The sequence below is a fragment of the Rhodococcus sp. R1101 genome, assembly GCF_000278445.1.
Classification (GTDB): Bacteria; Actinomycetota; Actinomycetes; order Mycobacteriales; family Mycobacteriaceae; genus Rhodococcus; species Rhodococcus gordoniae.
Map to the genome: position 1 here is coordinate 1 of NZ_AJVB01000010.1, position 16,700 is coordinate 16,700.

The 16,700-nt window shown below is 69.1% G+C and carries 14 protein-coding genes; 11 read left to right on the top strand and 3 right to left on the bottom strand.

Annotated elements, in window-relative coordinates:
- A partial coding sequence (locus tag R1101_RS0101945) for a PucR family transcriptional regulator (protein WP_016931808.1) occupies positions 1 to 659 on the top strand: 659 nt, incomplete at its 5' end.
- On the opposite strand, the gene R1101_RS0101950 is transcribed toward R1101_RS0101945, so the two are convergent.
- Positions 646 to 2,115 carry an MFS transporter gene (locus R1101_RS0101950; protein ID WP_016931809.1) on the bottom strand — a complete coding sequence of 490 codons (1,470 nt, stop codon included), beginning with the start codon at positions 2,113 to 2,115 and terminating at the stop codon, positions 646 to 648. The genes R1101_RS0101945 and R1101_RS0101950 overlap by 14 nt on opposite strands.
- A 327-nt stretch (positions 2,116 to 2,442) precedes the next feature.
- Between R1101_RS0101950 and R1101_RS0101955 the strand changes: the two genes are divergently transcribed.
- Positions 2,443 to 4,029, top strand: a complete 1,587-nt coding sequence (locus tag R1101_RS0101955; RefSeq protein WP_016931810.1) for a hypothetical protein — start codon at positions 2,443 to 2,445, stop codon at positions 4,027 to 4,029.
- A gap of 41 nt (positions 4,030 to 4,070) precedes the next feature.
- On the opposite strand, the gene R1101_RS0101960 is transcribed toward R1101_RS0101955, so the two are convergent.
- Positions 4,071 to 5,669 (bottom strand): FUSC family protein, encoded by a 1,599-nt coding sequence (locus tag R1101_RS0101960; protein ID WP_016931811.1) that lies wholly within the window; start codon positions 5,667 to 5,669, stop codon positions 4,071 to 4,073.
- Between the two features lie 621 nt (positions 5,670 to 6,290).
- Between R1101_RS0101960 and R1101_RS0101965 the strand changes: the two genes are divergently transcribed.
- From R1101_RS0101965 to R1101_RS25685, 3 genes are all read left to right on the top strand, one after another.
- On the top strand, positions 6,291 to 6,986 hold the full coding sequence (locus R1101_RS0101965; RefSeq protein ID WP_016931812.1) for a hypothetical protein: 696 nt from the start codon (positions 6,291 to 6,293) through the stop codon (positions 6,984 to 6,986).
- A 70-nt stretch (positions 6,987 to 7,056) separates the two neighbouring features.
- Complete coding sequence (locus R1101_RS0101970; protein WP_016931813.1) at positions 7,057 to 9,003, top strand: sensor histidine kinase; 1,947 nt, start codon at positions 7,057 to 7,059, stop codon at positions 9,001 to 9,003.
- Positions 9,000 to 9,689 (top strand): response regulator, encoded by a 690-nt coding sequence (locus tag R1101_RS25685; protein WP_016931814.1) that lies wholly within the window; start codon positions 9,000 to 9,002, stop codon positions 9,687 to 9,689. The genes R1101_RS0101970 and R1101_RS25685 overlap by 4 nt, the downstream gene beginning before the upstream one ends.
- Here the strand turns inward: R1101_RS25685 and R1101_RS0101980 are convergent.
- On the bottom strand, positions 9,644 to 10,360 hold the full coding sequence (locus R1101_RS0101980) for a GntR family transcriptional regulator (RefSeq protein WP_016931815.1): 717 nt from the start codon (positions 10,358 to 10,360) through the stop codon (positions 9,644 to 9,646). The genes R1101_RS25685 and R1101_RS0101980 overlap by 46 nt on opposite strands.
- Positions 10,361 to 10,458: 98 nt before the next feature.
- Here R1101_RS0101980 and R1101_RS0101985 point away from each other — a divergent pair, with 98 nt between their 5' ends.
- The 6 genes from R1101_RS0101985 to R1101_RS0102010 are packed head-to-tail and all read left to right on the top strand — an operon-like array spanning position 10,459 to position 16,673.
- Positions 10,459 to 11,589, top strand: coding sequence for a TIGR03364 family FAD-dependent oxidoreductase (locus R1101_RS0101985; protein WP_016931816.1), 1,131 nt, complete (start codon positions 10,459 to 10,461; stop codon positions 11,587 to 11,589).
- Between the two features lie 31 nt (positions 11,590 to 11,620).
- Positions 11,621 to 12,295 (top strand): phosphonatase-like hydrolase, encoded by a 675-nt coding sequence (locus tag R1101_RS0101990; RefSeq protein WP_026002785.1) that lies wholly within the window; start codon positions 11,621 to 11,623, stop codon positions 12,293 to 12,295.
- Between the two features lie 25 nt (positions 12,296 to 12,320).
- The gene (locus R1101_RS0101995; protein ID WP_016931818.1) at positions 12,321 to 13,289 is read left to right on the top strand and encodes a phosphate/phosphite/phosphonate ABC transporter substrate-binding protein; all 969 of its coding nucleotides are present in this window, start codon (positions 12,321 to 12,323) and stop codon (positions 13,287 to 13,289) included.
- Positions 13,290 to 13,291: 2 nt separating this feature from the next.
- Positions 13,292 to 14,104 carry a phosphonate ABC transporter ATP-binding protein gene (gene phnC, locus R1101_RS0102000; protein ID WP_016931819.1) on the top strand — a complete coding sequence of 271 codons (813 nt, stop codon included), beginning with the start codon at positions 13,292 to 13,294 and terminating at the stop codon, positions 14,102 to 14,104.
- Complete coding sequence (gene phnE / locus R1101_RS0102005) at positions 14,101 to 15,690, top strand: phosphonate ABC transporter, permease protein PhnE (protein WP_016931820.1); 1,590 nt, start codon at positions 14,101 to 14,103, stop codon at positions 15,688 to 15,690. Before phnC ends, phnE begins: the two co-directional genes overlap by 4 nt.
- Positions 15,666 to 16,673, top strand: coding sequence for a zinc-binding dehydrogenase (locus R1101_RS0102010; protein ID WP_016931821.1), 1,008 nt, complete (start codon positions 15,666 to 15,668; stop codon positions 16,671 to 16,673). The genes phnE and R1101_RS0102010 overlap by 25 nt, the downstream gene beginning before the upstream one ends.
- Positions 16,674 to 16,700 lie beyond the last annotated feature (27 nt).

Sequence of the window (16,700 nt, forward strand, 5' to 3'; positions counted from 1 at the left end):
ACGAATCCGGCGGACTGCTGCGGTTGGCCCGGTACGCGGCCAGCGTCCTGCCCCATCCGTCGGTGCGCTCGTACGTCACGGTGATCGGCGACGTCCTGGTCGTGGTGCGGTCGCTGCGCTACCGCGACCCGCGCGATGTCGAACTCGAGATCGCCGAGTACGCCGACGCGGTCTCACAGGATCTGTCCCGCCGGCGCGTGCGCCCGGTGCCCGTCGCCCATGGCGCTCCGGCCGTCGGGGCGGACCAGATCCGCGAGAGCTACCGGCAGGCCCGCGTGGCGCTCGGCATCGGGCAGCGGCTCGGGATGTCGGGTTCGGTGGCGTATCGCGATCTGCGGGGCTACGGCGTGCTCGAGTTGGTCGCCGAGACCGACCGGAGCCGCAGATTCGTCGGCGACGTGCTCGGCGCGCTCGAGCCCGGCACCGACCTCTACGACACGCTGTCGGCCTATCTCGCGGCCGGCGGGAACGTCAATGCGGCGGCGCGGGAGTTGTCGGTTCATCGCAACACGATGCTGTCGAAGCTCGACCGGATCTCCCGCGCGATGGCGATGGACGTCCGGATACCGGAGAACCAGTTCACGGCCTGGCTCGCCGTCAGGCTCGAGCTCCTCGACCGGCTGCGCACCTCGGTCGAGAACGAGATCAACTACCGCTGACGGCTGTCGAATCGGAGACGGGTTCGGTGTCCTCCGGATCCGTCCCCAGGAACGAGGCGGCCAACCCCGCGCACACGACCACGGCGCACACCGCGAAGAGCGGGCCCACCGTCCATGAGCCGAGCGCGACGGTCACCCACGCCGCCCCCACGGCCGATCCGCCGAAACGGATCAGGTTGAACACCCCCAGCCCTGTCCCGCGCTCACCCGCCGGTGACCGCGTCGATCCTGCCGCTGCAGGGGTCTGCACGGCGGCGATGCCGGCACCGGTGATCGCCAGGACCGTCGCGACGAGCCACAGGCGCGGTTCGTCCGCCGAGAGGACGACGGCGAGCGCGACCTGACCGACGAGCAGCACCACCAGTCCCGCCCGCAACATCCGTCGTCCGCCGACACGATCGACGGTGCGGCCGACCACCGGGGCGAGGGCCGCCATCACTGCGGGCAGCGCGAACAGGATCACCCCGGCCGTGGCCGTCGACGCGCCCGTCGCGTGCAACCGCAGCGGCACGGCCAGCAGGGCCGCACCCAGGCAGAACATCTGCGCGAAGGCGGCGGCCGCGCTCCGCGCGAACCGGCTCTCGACCAGCAGCCGGACGTCGACGAACGGTACGGTCGCGCGCAGGCAGTGCCCGACGAAACCGACGAGTACGACGATCGAGACCGCCAGCACGATTCCCGCGACGGACGTGGGGATCCCCGCCTGTCCGAACATGCTCAGCCCCAGCACGACTCCGGCGGAACCGAGTGTCAGTGCGATCGCGCCGGGTACGTCGAGGGTCATCCGGCGGCCGGGGAAGATCGGGATCCAGCGCAGCGTTCCGGCGAGTCCGATCAGTGCAATCGGAATCATCGGGACGAAAACCCATCGCCAACCCCACTGTCCCGCAACGAAACCGCCGAGGGTGGGGCCGACGGCCTGGCCGAGTCCGTTCACGGTGGCCCACGCGCTCACCGCGCGTGCGCGTCGGTGTGCGCCGAACAGCCACGCGATCAGTCCCATGACGGCCGGTGCGAAGGCGGCGGCCGCGAGTCCACCGAGGGCGCGCCAGACCACGAGAATCTCGAGGGTCGGCGCCGTCGCCGCTCCGGCCGCGCAGATCGCGGTGCCGAGCAGGGCGCCGCAGTAGACGCGCCGACGGCCGTATCGGTCGCCGATGTACCCCGCGAGGGGCATCGCCGCAGCGAAAGTGAGAAGGAAACCGACGGCCAGGAGTGCGCCGTCGTCGAGGGTTGCGTCGAAGTCGGAAAGAATCTGTGGCAGTGGGACATTGATGATGTTGTTGCTCAGTGTCCCGACGAGGGTCCCGGCGAGCAGGGCGGACAGGGCCGTAGGGGTGCCTGCATCCGTTTCGGTTGCCGGCGCTGCCGGTGTATCGGTGCGAGTGGTCATCGAACTCTCCGGAACCTCGGGAACGTGCGCGGCACGGTTCGTACCGTCGGACCACTGTCGCACTGCGCTACCGTCGGATGCATCGCCATCGCGGAGTCGAGATGCACATCGGATCCGGACGGGCCGGGACAGAGTGCACATTCGGCGAGATCGCGAGACCGGCGCCGGGCTCGCGACACATGTTCGTAGCAATTTTTCACATGCGAGCGACTCGGCGTCACGAAATCGCAAAAGTGGAACACAGTGCACAGTTAGCGTGTCGGTCACTGTGCACCGTTCTCGTTGACCGAGCACGGGCCGTAGCGGAAAGTTCCCCCAATACATCGAGTGCCCATTCACCGTCCACGAACACAGCCCGACTCGTTCCACCCTCCTGTCGAAGGAAACGCCTTGGACGTACACCTCACCGCCGCGCACTGGGTCTACCTGGCCGGCATCCTCGTCATCCTGGCCACCATGGCCCTGCGGAAGAACATCGTCGTTCCTGCAGTCGTCGCAACCTTCCTGACCGCACTGACGTTCTCGGGCAGCATCGTCACGGGACTGTCGGCCATCTTCAACGCGAGCCTCGTCGCGGCGAAGGAACTGTTCAACATCTTCCTCATCATCGCGATGGTCACGGCCATGCTCGGCGCGCTGCGCCAGCTCGGCGCGGACCGGATGATGGTCGCGCCGTTCCGGCGCGTCATGCGCGCGGGCACCAGCAGCTTCCTCGTCCTCGCCGCCGTCACCTACGTGATCTCCCTGTTCTTCTGGCCCACCCCGGCCGTGCCCCTCGTCGGCGCAGTGCTCATCCCCGTCGCGATCCGCGCCGGCATGTCCCCGCTGTCGGTGGGCATGGTCATCGCGATCTGCGGTCAGGGCATGGCGTTGTCGTCGGACTACATCATCAAGGTCGCACCCGGTATCTCCGCGGCAGCCGCCGGCGTCGACGCCGACTCCGTCGCGGACAAGGCGCTGGTCCTCTCCCTGATCGTGGGCGTCACGGCACTGCTCATCACCTACTTCGTCCAGAAGCGGCACTGGCGTGCACCGTCCGCCGACCTGCTCGTCGAATGGGAATCCGAAGCCGACAGCGGCATCGGTGACACCCGTGGCGGCGACGACTCCTCGGGTGGAGCAGGCGGCTCCCGTCCTCCGCGCCGGCCCGAACCGGCCGGCGGTCCCGGCGGGCCCGGTGGTGGCGGCGAGCAGGCAACGGCGGCCACGGCGGTGCTGGTGGCTCCGTCCGAGCCGGTCGCCGACCCCGCCGAGGCGGAGAAGGAGCGTCGCGGTACCGCCAAGGCGTTCGCGATGCTCGTGCCGCTGGCCTACCTCGCGTTCATCGTCTATCTGATGCTGGGCAAGTTCACCGAGGTCGTGCCGCCCCTGCAGGGTGGTGAGGCCGCCGCGATCGTGGGCGGGATCGCAGCCCTGATCCTGTTCGCCGCCGCAGCGTCGACCGACCGGGGAAGCTTCCTCGAGACCACCTCGGATCACCTCGTCGACGGTCTGGTCTTCGCATTCAAGGCCATGGGCTGCGTCCTTCCGATCGCCGGATTCTTCTTCATCGGCAACCCGGAGTTCGCAGGCCCGATCCTCGGCCTGTCCGCCGACGCCGCGGGCCCGGCAATCCTGTTCGACCTCGTGACCTCGGTGCAGGCACATCTGCCGCAGAACGCCTTCGTCACCTCGTTCGGAATTCTGCTCATCGGAGTGGTCGCGGGACTCGACGGTTCCGGATTCAGCGGACTGCCCCTCACCGGCGCGCTGTCGGGTGCTCTCGGCCCGGCCGTCGACGTCGACCCGTCGACGCTCGCGGCGATCGGTCAGATGGGGAACATCTGGTCGGGCGGCGGCGTCATCATCGCCTGGTCCTCGCTGGTCGCCGTGGCCGGTTTCGCCCGGGTGCCGGTGCTGGATCTCGCCCGCAAGTGCTTCCTGCCGGTGATGGCGGGACTGATCCTCTCGACCGTCTTCGCAGTGTTGGTGCTCTGACGAAAGGCGCATCATCGTGCGGAAGCGACCGGGTCCCTGCTTCAGGGTCCCGGTCGTTCCGGCAGGGTCAGGATCCGGTAGCCGAACTCGTGGAGCCGGCGATGCTCGGTCCAGCGCTGCCGGGTCCACGCCGGCTCGGTGTGCGCGGCGATGACGGCCGCAGTGGTGGAGGCGTGCAGATCGAACTCCAGATCGCGGCGCAGTTCGGGCAGTTCTTCCACGTCCGTCGACGCGGCGATCCCGGCGACGGCGTCGCGGACGCGACCGTCGGCGAAGTCGAGGACACGGCGGTGGGACCGGGGCAGCACGCCCCACATCACCGCCAGCGCGACACAGACGCCGACGACGGTCTCGAGGAACCGGTCGCGCGAGACCGTCACCAGATCGCCGGGGGTACCCAGCCCGCCGAGAACGACGACGAGCGGGGTGATGAAGACCATCGCGAGGCCGTAGTTCCGCACCAGGAACATCTCGGTGCCGGCCATCGCCGCGGCCAGCACCACCACGAGCGCGACACCGCTCGGATGAAAGGGCGTCAGGCAGGCCAGCAGGACGAGCCCGAGCACGGTGCCGACGAAGCGGTGCGCGGCCCGGTACGAGCCGAGGATCCGGTCCGGTCCCTGATGCAGGATCATCGCCGCCGTGATGACCGCCCAATCGGGGCGCCCGACACCCAGCGCGATCGCGGTCGTGCCGGCGACCGGCCCCGCGACGAGCAGGCGCACGGCGATCGTCGCCGAACGACTGCGCGGGTGCGCGGCCCGCGCGAGGCGGTACCGCACCGAGGGTCGCCGCAGCGGCGGCTGCAATTGCAGGTCGTCCTCGGGGACCGCTTCGTCGCGTGGACGTTCGTGCAGTGTCTTCGCACATCGAACGTGGGCGGCGTGCAATGCTCGTTCGAGGGGGTGCCCCGAGCCGACGAGGCCGGCGTCGTGCAGGCACTGCCAGGCCACGTGCAGATCGTGGACGGCGGCGCGGCGATGAGCCGGTGAGTTCTCCTCGAAGACCGCGTCGACGGCGGCGACCGCCGCGGCCACGGCGGTGCGTTCCGGGGTCCGTGGCCGGAAGGGGGCGCCGGACACGGACACCACGACGGCCGCCGCCGCCCCGATCGCCGTCCACACCGCGACCGCCGGGACGGACACTCCCAACGCGGGCAGAGCCGAGGCGATCTCGAGGGACAACAACATCAGGAAGGCGCCGGGCGCACCCATACGCAATGCGTCCACGACGAACGCGCACACCGAGACGGTCGCGGTCATCGCCGCGACGACCAGCAGATACCACCACGCCGACCCACCGGCTGCCACCGCGTCGTGGACCACCGACCCGGCCGCGGCGCCGATCGTCGCCAGCGCGACGAGCACCGTGCCGACGACGGCGACCACCCGGGCACGTACCCGATAGGGACGTTGTTCGCCGTAGACGACGGCGAAGGCGCCGAGTGTGGCGACGGCGGAGACGGCACCGAATCCCAGAGTGACGCCCACGAGACCGGGCCCCGCGACTGTGGCGACTGCACGCGCGGCCCCGGGCCACCGGCGTCCCTGACGGGGAACCGTCAGCATCGCCGTCCGCAGCGGGGCGGGTGTGGGCAGCGGCAGGTCGACGACCCGATGATCTCCGCTCGCTTCCGCCACGTCGTATCACCTTAGGAACCGACGGGGCACTGCTCACCGTCGGCAGGCGCGCATGAGGCGCAGGTCACTGGGCTGATCCGCCGCATTCTCCGACGGAATATTCGACCCGGAATTCCGCGGCGTTCGAATTGCGAACGTATCGAATTCGCCGGTGGAAAATGCGTTGACTCGCATATTTCTCGTAAATGGGATAGAAGAGGGGAGCGCCTGTTTCGAAGTCGGGGGAAATTCGCCCGGCCCCGTGAAAGGACATTCCATGACACTCAATGTTGTGCTGTTGTTACTGGTACTGGCTGCGGCCTTCGCATCCGTCGCCGCTCTTCATTCGGCAGACGAGCGCCGCACCCGAAATCCCTGAGTGAATTCGGGGCGACGTGGATCCGGCAGCCCGGAGATGTCCGCGTCGACATCCTCCGGTCGTAGGGGAGGTTGTGCGCGTTTTCGTCGGGAGAATCGCACACAACCTCCCCTCGGTTGTGGTAGGCACACGGCGCCTGCCCGGGAGAGCGCGAACTGTGGTCCCGGAAGATCGGGACGGCCGTCCCTTCCACCCGGGACACCGGGCGCCGGATCGTTCCTTCCACGACGCGCAGGGCGTCGCACCGATCCGAAGGGACCCTCATGAAGACTCTCGGCACCGAGACCGAACCTCTCACGCCGATCACCCCCGACCCTCGTGGCCCCGGCTCGATCTGGGCGTGGACGGGTGCCGCCGCCGGACTCGCCGGCGTCGTGGGCATCCAGGCGAGCATGGCCATGGGTGCGGCGTACGACGAGCGCACCGCCGGCAACGCGGCGGCGATCATGACCGAGTTCGCCGGGCAGCGCACGGCCATGCTCGTCATGCACCTGACGTTGATGGTGTCGACGGCCTTGCTGCTCGTCTTCGCGGCGGGCCTGCAGCGCCGACTGCGCGCGGGCACTCCGGAGTTCGGCCTCGTGCCGACGGTCGCGGCCTTCGGGCTCGTGCTCACCTCGGTCGCGACACTCATGGGCACGGGGCTCGACACCGAGCTGCTGTTCGGGCTCGGGAACACCGATCGGATGGTGCCCGAGGTCGCGGTCTTCGCCTCGCACTGGATGGGCACCATCCCGTGGCTGTGGGTCGGGGCCGGAGTGAGCGGCGTCGCGGTCGCGGTGGCAGCCCTGCGTCACCGTGCGGCACCTCGGTGGATCGGTTGGGCGAGCATCGTTCTCGGTGGCCTGACGCTGCTCCTCGGCATCTCCCCGCTGCAGTACATGGCGGGTTTCACCGGCCCGGTGTGGGTGCTGGTGGCCGGTGTCGGGTTCGCTCTCACGGACCGGCGTGCACGTTAGTACCACTGCGAGCGGCCCAGCGGCGTATACCTGCCGCATCAAGGACACAGTGGTGCATACTCACCGCACCATGAAGGACACAGCCACAGCGAACGGATCGGCGGGTACCGGGGCTCCGGTACCCGCCGCCGTCGTGGCCGTCGCCTCCTGGCTGCTCGCCGTCGCGGCCGTGGTCGTGTTCGTCGCGGCCCGTCCCGTACTCGACTCCGACCAGCTGTTCTTCCTCGTGGACGTGGTCGGTGCCGCCGTCTACGGGACGGTCGCCGGTGTGATCCTCGCCCGTCGCGTCCATGCCGTTCCGATCCTGCTGGCCGTCGCGTCGATCGGGGTGGGCCTGGCAGCGGTGTCCTACAGCTGGACCGAGCTCGCCTTCGTCCGTCCCGAACTTCCGGTGGGATTCCTCGGGCCGCTGCAGAACACCACCTGGATCCCCGGGACGCTCGCGTTGTTCCTGGTGGTGCCGTGGCTCGTCCGCGATCGTCCCGCCGGCCCGGTGGCGCGAGCGGGGGTTCTCGCCGGTGTCGTGACGATCGCCTGGTTCTTCTGGGCGCGCACGTTCACCGGCATCGCCGACATCTGGTTCGTCGGACCCGTTGTGGCCGTAGGTTTCCTTACCGCCGGACACGTCGAGTGGCGCCGCCGTCACGCCCCGGCGGCCGAACGATCCGGGATGGGATGGCTCGCTCTCGGCAGTGCGCTCATGACGGCCTCGTACATCCCGCTGGCGGTGCCGGATGTGCCGTGGATGCTCACCCCTCTGCTCCACCTCGCGACGCAGGCCTTCTATCCGGTCGCGATCCTCGCGGTCGTGTTGCGCCAACGACTCTGGGGCATCGACCTCGCGGTCGGACGCGCCGCTCTCGCCGGCAGTCTCACCGCCGTGCTCGTCACCTGCTATCTCGCGGTGACGGTCGCGGTCTCGCTGGTGCTCCCGAACGAATCGGTGTTCGCCCAGGCGGTCGGGGCCACCACCGTCGCCCTCGCTGTGCAACCGGTGCGGATGTGGCTCGGCCGGAGGGTGCACCGGCTCGTCTACGGCGACGGTGTCGACCCGGCGCGCGCCGTACGGATTCTCGGGCGGCATTTCGCCGGCGCCGATTCTCCCGACCTGCTGTTGGGTGAACTCGCCGCCGGCATCGGCACCGCGCTGCGCCTCGAATCGGTCGAGGTGCGCCGTGGGGATGACGTCATCGCGCGCTGGGGGACCGCCTCGGGACCTGTCGAGGAGGTGCCGGTCGGCTCGGGCGACGCGATCCTCGCCGTCACCGCACCGCCGGGTGAATCGCTCGGGGCCCGCAGCCGGCGGGCGCTGACCGAACTCGCGACCGTCGTCGATGCCGGACTGGTGGTACTGCGGTCGGCCGAGGACCTCGACGACGCCCGCCGGCGCCTCACGGAGGTCCGGCTCGAGGAACGCCGCACCATCCGCCGCGAACTGCACGACGGACTCGGGCCGTCGCTCGCCGGAGTGCGGCTCGGTCTGCAGGGGGCACGCAATCTCGTCACCACCGATCCGGAGGCCGCGGCCGTGCTCGTCGACGAGCTGCTCCGCGAACTCGACCGCCAGGTCGACGGTGTCCGCGAACTCTCGCGCAGCCTGCTGCCCCCGGTCCTCGACGAACTCGGTCTCACCGCAGCCCTCGACGAGCTCGTGATCACGCACGCCCGCGCGGGATTCCGCGTCCACCTGCAGGCCGACCTCCCGGCCGGGATGTCCGGCCCTGTCGCGTGGGCCGCATACGGCATCGCCTCCGAGGCGATCATCAACGCCCGGCGGCATTCCGGTACCGACGAGTGCACGGTGCGGGTCGCGGCGGAGGGCGACGTTCTGGCACTCGACATCGTCGACGACGGGAGCGGACTCGCAGCCGACGCACGCGTCGGCGTGGGCACGCCGAGCATGCGTGAACGGGCCCGGGAGGTCGGTGGGACGGTGGGCATCGAATCCGGCGAACCGCGCGGTGTCGTGGTGCGCGCGCGGCTACCCTGGTCCGAGTCGAGAGCGACAACCCGGTGATACGCGTCGCGATCGTCGACGACCATCCCGTCTTCCGCCTCGGTATGGCCGCGCTCCTCGGAACCCTCGACGGGATCGACGTGGTGTGCCAGGCCAGTTCGGTAGGGGAGGCACTCGAAGGCGTGAACGCCGACATCGACGTCGTGCTCATGGACATCGAACTCGGCGACGGCTCGGGGATCGACGCGACCCGCAGCATTCTCCGGAAGGTCCCGGGCACCCGCATCCTGATGGTCACCATGCACGAGGACGAGGACATCCTGGTCGCATCCATCCGCGCCGGTGCCTCCGGCTATCTCGTCAAGGGGGCCGATCCGTCGGGGGTCGAACGGGCGATCAGGGCGGTGGCCGCCGGGGAGATGATCGTCGGCGCGGCGGTCGCCGCGAAAGCCCTTGCGGCGGTGTCGACATCCCGCAACACTGCGGCCGCCTTCCCGGATCTGACCGAACGTGAACGGGAGATCTTCGATCTCGTGGCGCGCGGACTCGACAATGCGGCGATCTCCCGGCGACTGATACTCAGCCAGAAGACGGTGCGCAACCACGTGTCCAACATCCTCGGCAAGATCGGTGCATCCGACCGGGCGAGCGCGATCGTCCGTGCGCGGGAAGCAGGCCTGGGCGTCGACCGACCTGCTGCTCAGGGAGTGACGGTCGTGACGAACGACATCCGGTCGCCGCGATAGAGCGAGCGGCGATGTTCGATGGGGACGTCGTTCTCGTCGTAGGAGATCCGTTCGAGCAACAACATGGGTGTGCGGGTGTCGGCGTCGAGCAGGGCCGCTTCGCGCGCGTCGGGCAGTGTGGTCTCGATCTTCTCGACCGCCCGCGCGAACGTGATCCCGCAGGCGCGGATCGCGGCGTACAGCGACGACGACGGATCCAGCGTCCGGCGCAGCTCCGGAAAGCGGTGTGCGGGAAGCCGGGTACGTTCGAGTCCGACGTGCACCCCGTCGGTGAGCAGGACACGTTCGAGTTCGAGGACGGGGTCTCCGGCCTCGATGCCGAGGCGGCAGGCCGTTTCGTCGTCGGCGACGAGGTCGGTCCACGCGACCAGCACACGCCCCGCGCTTCGTCCTTCGAGGAGTGCGGCTTCGGTATAGGAACCGATGACGAGGGGTTGGACGATCTTCGGTCCGGCGACGACGGTGCTGCGCCCCCGTCGTTCGATGCGGCCGTCGACGAGCAGTTCGCGCAGTGCCTGGCGGACGGTTTCGCGGGCGACGTCGAATCGGGTGGCGAGATCGCGTTCGGAGGGCACCTGGTCTCCCACGGTGAGCTGGTCGAGAAGACACTCGACCTGGCGGCGCACGACCTGGTGCTTGAGGGTGCGCGCTTCGCGAACGACGGTGGCCACACATCCAGCGTAACCGAATTCCGGTCTATACCAACTGTTCACCGTGCGTTCGCCGAACCACCCCCATCTGGTCTAGACCATGCCCCACTGTTGCAGCCATGCGAATCCTGATCATCGGTGGTGGCATCCTCGGCACCGCACACGCCGACGCCGCCGTCCGTCGCGGACACGACGTCCTGCATCTCGAACGCGAACCGGAAGCGCGCGGTGCCACCGTGCGCAATTTCGGTCTCGTCTGGGTCTCCGGCCGCACGCGCGGTGAACTCGACGCGACCCTCCGGTCCCGGGAACTGTGGGAGGACCTCGGCGCGCGCGTGCCCGATGTCGGCTTCCGGGCGAACGGCTCACTGACGCTGTTGCGCACCGCCGCCGAGGTCGCCGTCGCCGAGGAGGCCGTCGCGCGTGACGACGCGGGCCGACGAGGATTCACACTTCTCGACGCCGACGAAGCGCGCGATGTCAACCCTGCGCTCCGTGGGAAATTCGTCGCCGCACTGCACTGCGGTACCGACGCCGCCGTCGAGTCCCGCATCGCGCTTCCGGCGATCCGGCAACATCTCGCCACGTCGGGCCGCTACCGGTTCCTGCCGTCCACCGAGGCCCGGGACGTCTCCCGCACACCGCACGGGACGGTCCGGGTACGCGACGATCACGGTGTCGTGCACGAGGTCGATCTCGTTCTCGCCTGCCCCGGCGCGACACTCGGTGGCCTGGCCCGCGATCTCGCCGGCGACCTGCCGTTGCGCCGGGTCCGGTTGCAGATGATGCAGACCGCGCCACTGGACGAACCGCTCACCACCTCGATCGCCGACGGCGACAGTCTCCGCTACTACCCGGGATTCGCCGGTACCGCCCTCGACGATCTCACCGCCGCCGAACAGCAACGCCCCGTCGCAGAGCAACACCGCATGCAGCTGCTGTGCGTCCAACGGTTGCACGGCGGCCTGACCATCGGAGACACCCACGCCTACGACGAACCGTTCGACTTCGACGTCGACGAGGAACCCTACGACCATCTCACCGCCGTCACGGAAGAACTCCTCGGTCGCCGTCTGCCGCCCGTCGTCCGGCGCTGGGCAGGGGTCTACAGCCAGTGCACCGATCCCACCGCGCTCGTCCACCGCGCGAAGGCCGACGAGGACGTGTGGGTCGTCGCCGGTCCGGGTGGCCGCGGTATGACACTCGGCCCCTATCTCGGCGAAGAGACCGCCGACCTGCTCGGACTCTGACCGACTCCCGAAACCCTTGGAGCAGAAGATCATGACCACCATCCGACTGGCCGTGCTCGACATGGCCGGAACCACCGTCGCCGACGACGGACTCGTCGTCCGCGCCTTCGACGAAGCGGCCACCGCCGTCGGCCTTCCCGAGAGCGGCCCCGAGCGGGACGACGCGCGCCGATACGTCCTCGACACGATGGGACAGTCGAAGATCGTCGTCTTCCGCGCCCTGTTCGGCAGCGACGAGCGCGCCCGGATCGCCAACGACGCCTTCGAACGCGCCTACGAACGGTTCGTCGACGCCGGGGACGTCACCGCGATTCCGGGCGCGGAGAAGACGATCACGCAACTGCGCGAGGCAGGCGTGAAAGTCGCACTCACCACCGGATTCAGCCGCTCCACCCAGGACCGGCTACTCGACGCACTCGGCTGGCGCGACCTCGCCGACATCGCCCTCACGCCCGCCGACGCCGGTCGCGGTCGTCCCTACCCCGACATGATCCTCACCGCGCTGCTGCGCACCGGCACCGACGACGTCCGCGAGATCGCCGTGGTCGGTGACACCGCCGGCGACGTGCTCTCGGGTCTGCGGTCCGGAGCGTCCGTCGTCGCCGGCACGCGCACAGGAGCCCACGACGAGGCGACACTCCGCGAAGCCGGTGCCACCCACGTTCTCGACTCGATCGCTGCTCTGCCCGCCCTGATCCTCTCCTGACCTGCCGACTCGAAGGACCCTTCCCATGCGTTCCCTGTCGTCTCGCCGAGCCGCCGTCTCCGCCGGTCTCGCCGCCGGTCTCACCCTCGCTCTGACCGCCTGCGGCGGTTCGGATCCCGACACGCTCAACGAACAAGGCTTTCCCGAAACCATCACGCTCGGTGCGATTCCCGCCGAGAACTCGTCCGATCTGAAATCGAGTTACGAGCCGTTGCTGACGATGCTCGAGGACGAGACCGGATCCACCGTCGAGTTCGTCCAGGCCTCCGATTACGCGGGTGTGGTCGAGGGCATGATCGCCGACAACGTCGACCTCGCCTTCTTCGGTCCCTTCGCGTACGTCGTGGCGCAACTCAACGGCGCCGACACCACTCCGCTCGGTGCCGTCGTCCAGGACCCGGACGCCGAGCCCGGCTACCGCTCCTACGGTCTGACGCAGTCCGGCAACTCCGGAATCGACAGCATCGAAGACTTCGCCGGCAAGGACGTGTGCTTCGTCGATCCCGGTTCGACGTCCGGATTCCTGTACCCCTCGGCAGGACTCATCGAAGCGGGAGTCGTCGAGTCGGGAACCGAGCAGGATCTCGTCGCCGGTCTGACCCCCGTCTACGCCGGTGGGCACGACGCTTCCGCCCTGGCGATCGCAGCGGGCGACTGCGACGCCGGTTTCGCGTTCGACACCATGGTCGACCGGACGATGATCGAGAGCGGCGACCTCCGGGAAGGCGAACTGAAGAAGGTCTGGGAATCCGAGACGATCGCCGGATCCCTGTTCGTCGCCGACAACTCCCTCGGCACCGAGGTCACCGAACGACTCGCCGCCATCCTCACCGAGAAGGGCAACGCCGACTACCTGCTCGCCCAGGGATACTGCGACGGCGAATGCCGCATCACCGACGAACGTGCCTGGGGTGTCGTGACTGCGACCGACGCCGACTACGACGGGGTCCGCCACGTCTGCGAGATCACCGAATCCGAGAAGTGCAAGGGCTGACGATGAGCATCGATCCCACCCACCAGGTCGCCGGCGACGACCTCGTCGTCTCCGCCCGCGGCGTCACCAAGGAATTCGGCACCACCACCGCGCTGTCCGGCGTCGATCTCGACGTGCACCGCAGCGAGCTGGTCGTCCTGCTGGGTCTGTCGGGCTCGGGGAAGTCGACCTTCCTCCGGTGCTTGAACGGTCTGCACCCCGTCACCGAGGGCAGGATCGACGTCTCCGGTACACGGGTCGACCTCGCGTCGCGCCGCGAGCTGCGGTCGCTGCGCAAGGACGTCGGATTCGTCTTCCAGCAGTTCAATCTCGTCGGACGGCTCAGTTGCCTCGAGAACGTGCTCATCGGAGGGCTCGGCAGACTGTCGCTGCCCCGCTACGGGGCGCTCACCTACCCGAAGACCATGCGCGTCGAGGCGCGGGAGCATCTCGACCGGGTCGGTCTCGCCGACCTCGCGGACCGGCGTGCCGACACCCTGTCGGGAGGCCAGCAGCAGCGCGTCGCGATCGCACGGACCCTCATGCAGCGGCCCACGGTGCTGCTCGCCGACGAACCCGTCGCCTCCCTCGATCCGGAGAACGCCGGCGTGGTCATGGATCTGCTGTTCCGGGTATGCATGGAAGACAAGCTCACCGTCGTGTGCACGCTGCACCAGGTGGACCTCGCACTCGGCTGGGCACACCGCATCGTCGGCCTGCGGGACGGTCGTAAGGTGCTCGATCGCCCGGCGGTCGGGCTCTCCCGCGACGAGGCCATGGAGATCTACCAGCGCGTCGAACCTGCCTCCGGCTCTCTCGGAGCACGGTCGGCATGAGCATCCTCACCCCGGCCCGCACGGAGACGAGGCCCCACGACGCCGGTCGTGACCGTCGGCGGACGATCACCGCCGGCTGGGCCGTCGTCGCGGTCGTGGTCGTCGCGTCGGCCGCGTACATCGATTTCGCTCCCACAACCTTGCTGGACGGGCTCGACTCGACGGCCGGCCTGATCGAACGCATGCTGCCGCCGCGGCTCGACGACCCCGGCCGTATCGGTGTGCTCGCCCTCGAGACGCTGCTCATGGCGGTGCTCGGCACCGTCCTCGCGGCGATCGCATCCGTACCGCTCGCGTTCCTGGCTGCGCGCAACACGACACCGCATCCGGCGCTGCACCGCGTCGCCCGCGCGATCATCACGTTCTGCCGCGCCATGCCCGACCTGCTGTTTGCGGTCCTGTTCGTCCGCGCACTCGGAATCGGTGTCCTGCCCGGTGTTCTGGCATTGGCTCTCCACTCGATAGGCATGCTCGGCAAGTTGTTCGCCGACGCGATCGAACAGACCGACGCAGGTCCGAGGGAGGCGGTGCGCAGCACCGGCGTCGGATACGTCCGGGAGATGATCAACGCGGTTCTGCCGCAGGTCGTCCCGTCCTGGACCGCCAACTTCGTCTACCGGATCGACATCAACCTCCGAACCTCCGTCGTCCTCGGTTTCGTCGGAGCCGGCGGAATCGGCTTCGCGTTGCAGGACGCACTGCGCGGACTGGTCTATCCACGTGCACTCGGAATCGTCTGCGTGATCCTGGTGATCATCGCGGCGATGGAGGTCGTCGCCATCGTCGTCCGGCGCGCTCTGCTCACTCCGTCCGCGAACGCCCCTGGACGAGAACGTCTCTCGCGTATCATCTTCTCGTCCACCGTCATCGCGGCCACGGCGGCCGCTCTGTTCGCTCTCCGTATCGATCCGCGTGATCTGTTCACCTGGATCGGACCGTCCCTCGAGGTCTTCACACGGCTCGTTCCACCGGACTTCACCGCGGTGGGTTCGGATCTCGTCGACGCGGTGCTGCAGACCCTCGCGATCGGCGCGGTCGCCACCGCCGTCGGTGCGGTGCTGTCGCTTCCGTTCGGAATCCTGGCGGCGAACAACGTGTCTCCGCATCCCACCGTCTATGCCACCGCTCGTGCCGTGATCCTCGTGGTGCGGGCGATCCCCGAACTCGTACTCGCGGTGATCTTCGTGGCCGCCATCGGACTCGGTCCGGTCGCCGGTGCGTGTGCGCTCGCCGTCGGTTCCGTCGGATTCCTCGGCAAACTCGTCGCCGACGCGGTCGAGGAGATCGACGCCGGGCCGCTCGACGCGGTCCGCGCCGTCGGCGGCGGATGGTGGAAGACTCTCTTCGCCGCAGTGATCCCTCAGGTGGTTCCGTCGGTCGTCGGGTCGACGCTGTACCTGCTCGACGTCAACATCCGCACCTCGACCGTCCTCGGTGTCGTCGGTGCGGGTGGCGTGGGATTCCTTCTCTTCGAAGCGGTCCGGACGCTGAACTTCGAGTTCGCCGGTGCGATCGTCGTCATCGTGTTCGCCGTCGTGTACGTCATCGAAAGGATGTCGGGATGGATCCGCTCGAAGGTCGTGTGAGCCGTACGGCGGTGTGGACCGGGACGGGCCTCGAGCTGCGGCAGGTGCCGGTACCCGTCCTCGGCTACCGCGAGCTGCTCGTGCGTGTCCGGCTCGCCACGGTGTGCGGGAGCGACCTGCACACCGTGTCCGGGCGCCGCCCCGGACCGGCGCCCTCGGTGCTCGGACACGAAGGGGTGGGGGAGATCGTCGCTGCCGGTCCGCACGCCTCCGCGGCGGTGGGGGAGCGCATCGTGTGGAGCGTGACGTGCGTGTGCCACGACTGCGACCGGTGCCGATCCGGACGCACGGCCAAGTGCAGGTCGGTGACGAAGGTCGGTCACGAACCGTTCACCGGCCCGTGGCCACTGTCGGGTACCTACTCCGAGTACATCGTGCTGCCCGCGGGCGCGACGACCGTGCCCGTCCCTGCCGCGGTGCCCGACGTCGTCGCAGCTCCGGCCTCGTGTGCGACCGCGACGGCTGTCGCGGTGGTCGAGACGGCCGGCGATCTCGACGGCCGCAGGGTCGTGGTGTGCGGGGCCGGGATGCTCGGCGTCACGGCGGTCGCCATGTGTGCTGAAGCCGGCGCCGACGTCACGATCGTGGACATCGACCCGCAGCGCGCGGCACGCGCCGAACGGTTCGGCGCGGTTCTCGACGACGGTGGTCCTGCCGATATCGCTCTCGACTTCTCGGGTTCGGCGGACGCGATCGCGTCGCTCGTGTCGCGCCTCGATGTGGGCGGGCACCTCGTGCTCGCGGGCTCGGTGGCGCCCGGTCCCGCCGTTCCCGTGGATCCGGAGGCGATCGTGCGCCGGTGGCTCACCATCAGCGGGGTGCACAACTACGAACCCGCGCACCTGCGCGAGGCCGTGGCGTTCCTGTCCCGCACGGTCGCCGTCTACCCGTGGGACGAGCTCGTCGACACCCCCGTCCCCCTCGATGCGCTGCGAGAAGTCGTGCATGCGGGGCCGCACCTGCGGGCGGCGGTGGTCCCGTAACGGGTTTGCGGACGTTCGGTTCGGTCA

Coding starts and splice junctions, on each gene's coding strand:
- R1101_RS0102010 (WP_016931821.1), top strand. CDS start 15,666: ATGGATCCGCTCGAAGGTCGTGTGAGCCGTACGGCGGTGTGGACCGGG.
- phnC (WP_016931819.1), top strand. CDS start 13,292: ATGAGCATCGATCCCACCCACCAGGTCGCCGGCGACGACCTCGTCGTC.
- R1101_RS0101990 (WP_026002785.1), top strand. CDS start 11,621: ATGACCACCATCCGACTGGCCGTGCTCGACATGGCCGGAACCACCGTC.
- R1101_RS0101970 (WP_016931813.1), top strand. CDS start 7,057: ATGAAGGACACAGCCACAGCGAACGGATCGGCGGGTACCGGGGCTCCG.
- R1101_RS0101985 (WP_016931816.1), top strand. CDS start 10,459: ATGCGAATCCTGATCATCGGTGGTGGCATCCTCGGCACCGCACACGCC.
- R1101_RS0101965 (WP_016931812.1), top strand. CDS start 6,291: ATGAAGACTCTCGGCACCGAGACCGAACCTCTCACGCCGATCACCCCC.
- phnE (WP_016931820.1), top strand. CDS start 14,101: ATGAGCATCCTCACCCCGGCCCGCACGGAGACGAGGCCCCACGACGCC.
- R1101_RS0101995 (WP_016931818.1), top strand. CDS start 12,321: ATGCGTTCCCTGTCGTCTCGCCGAGCCGCCGTCTCCGCCGGTCTCGCC.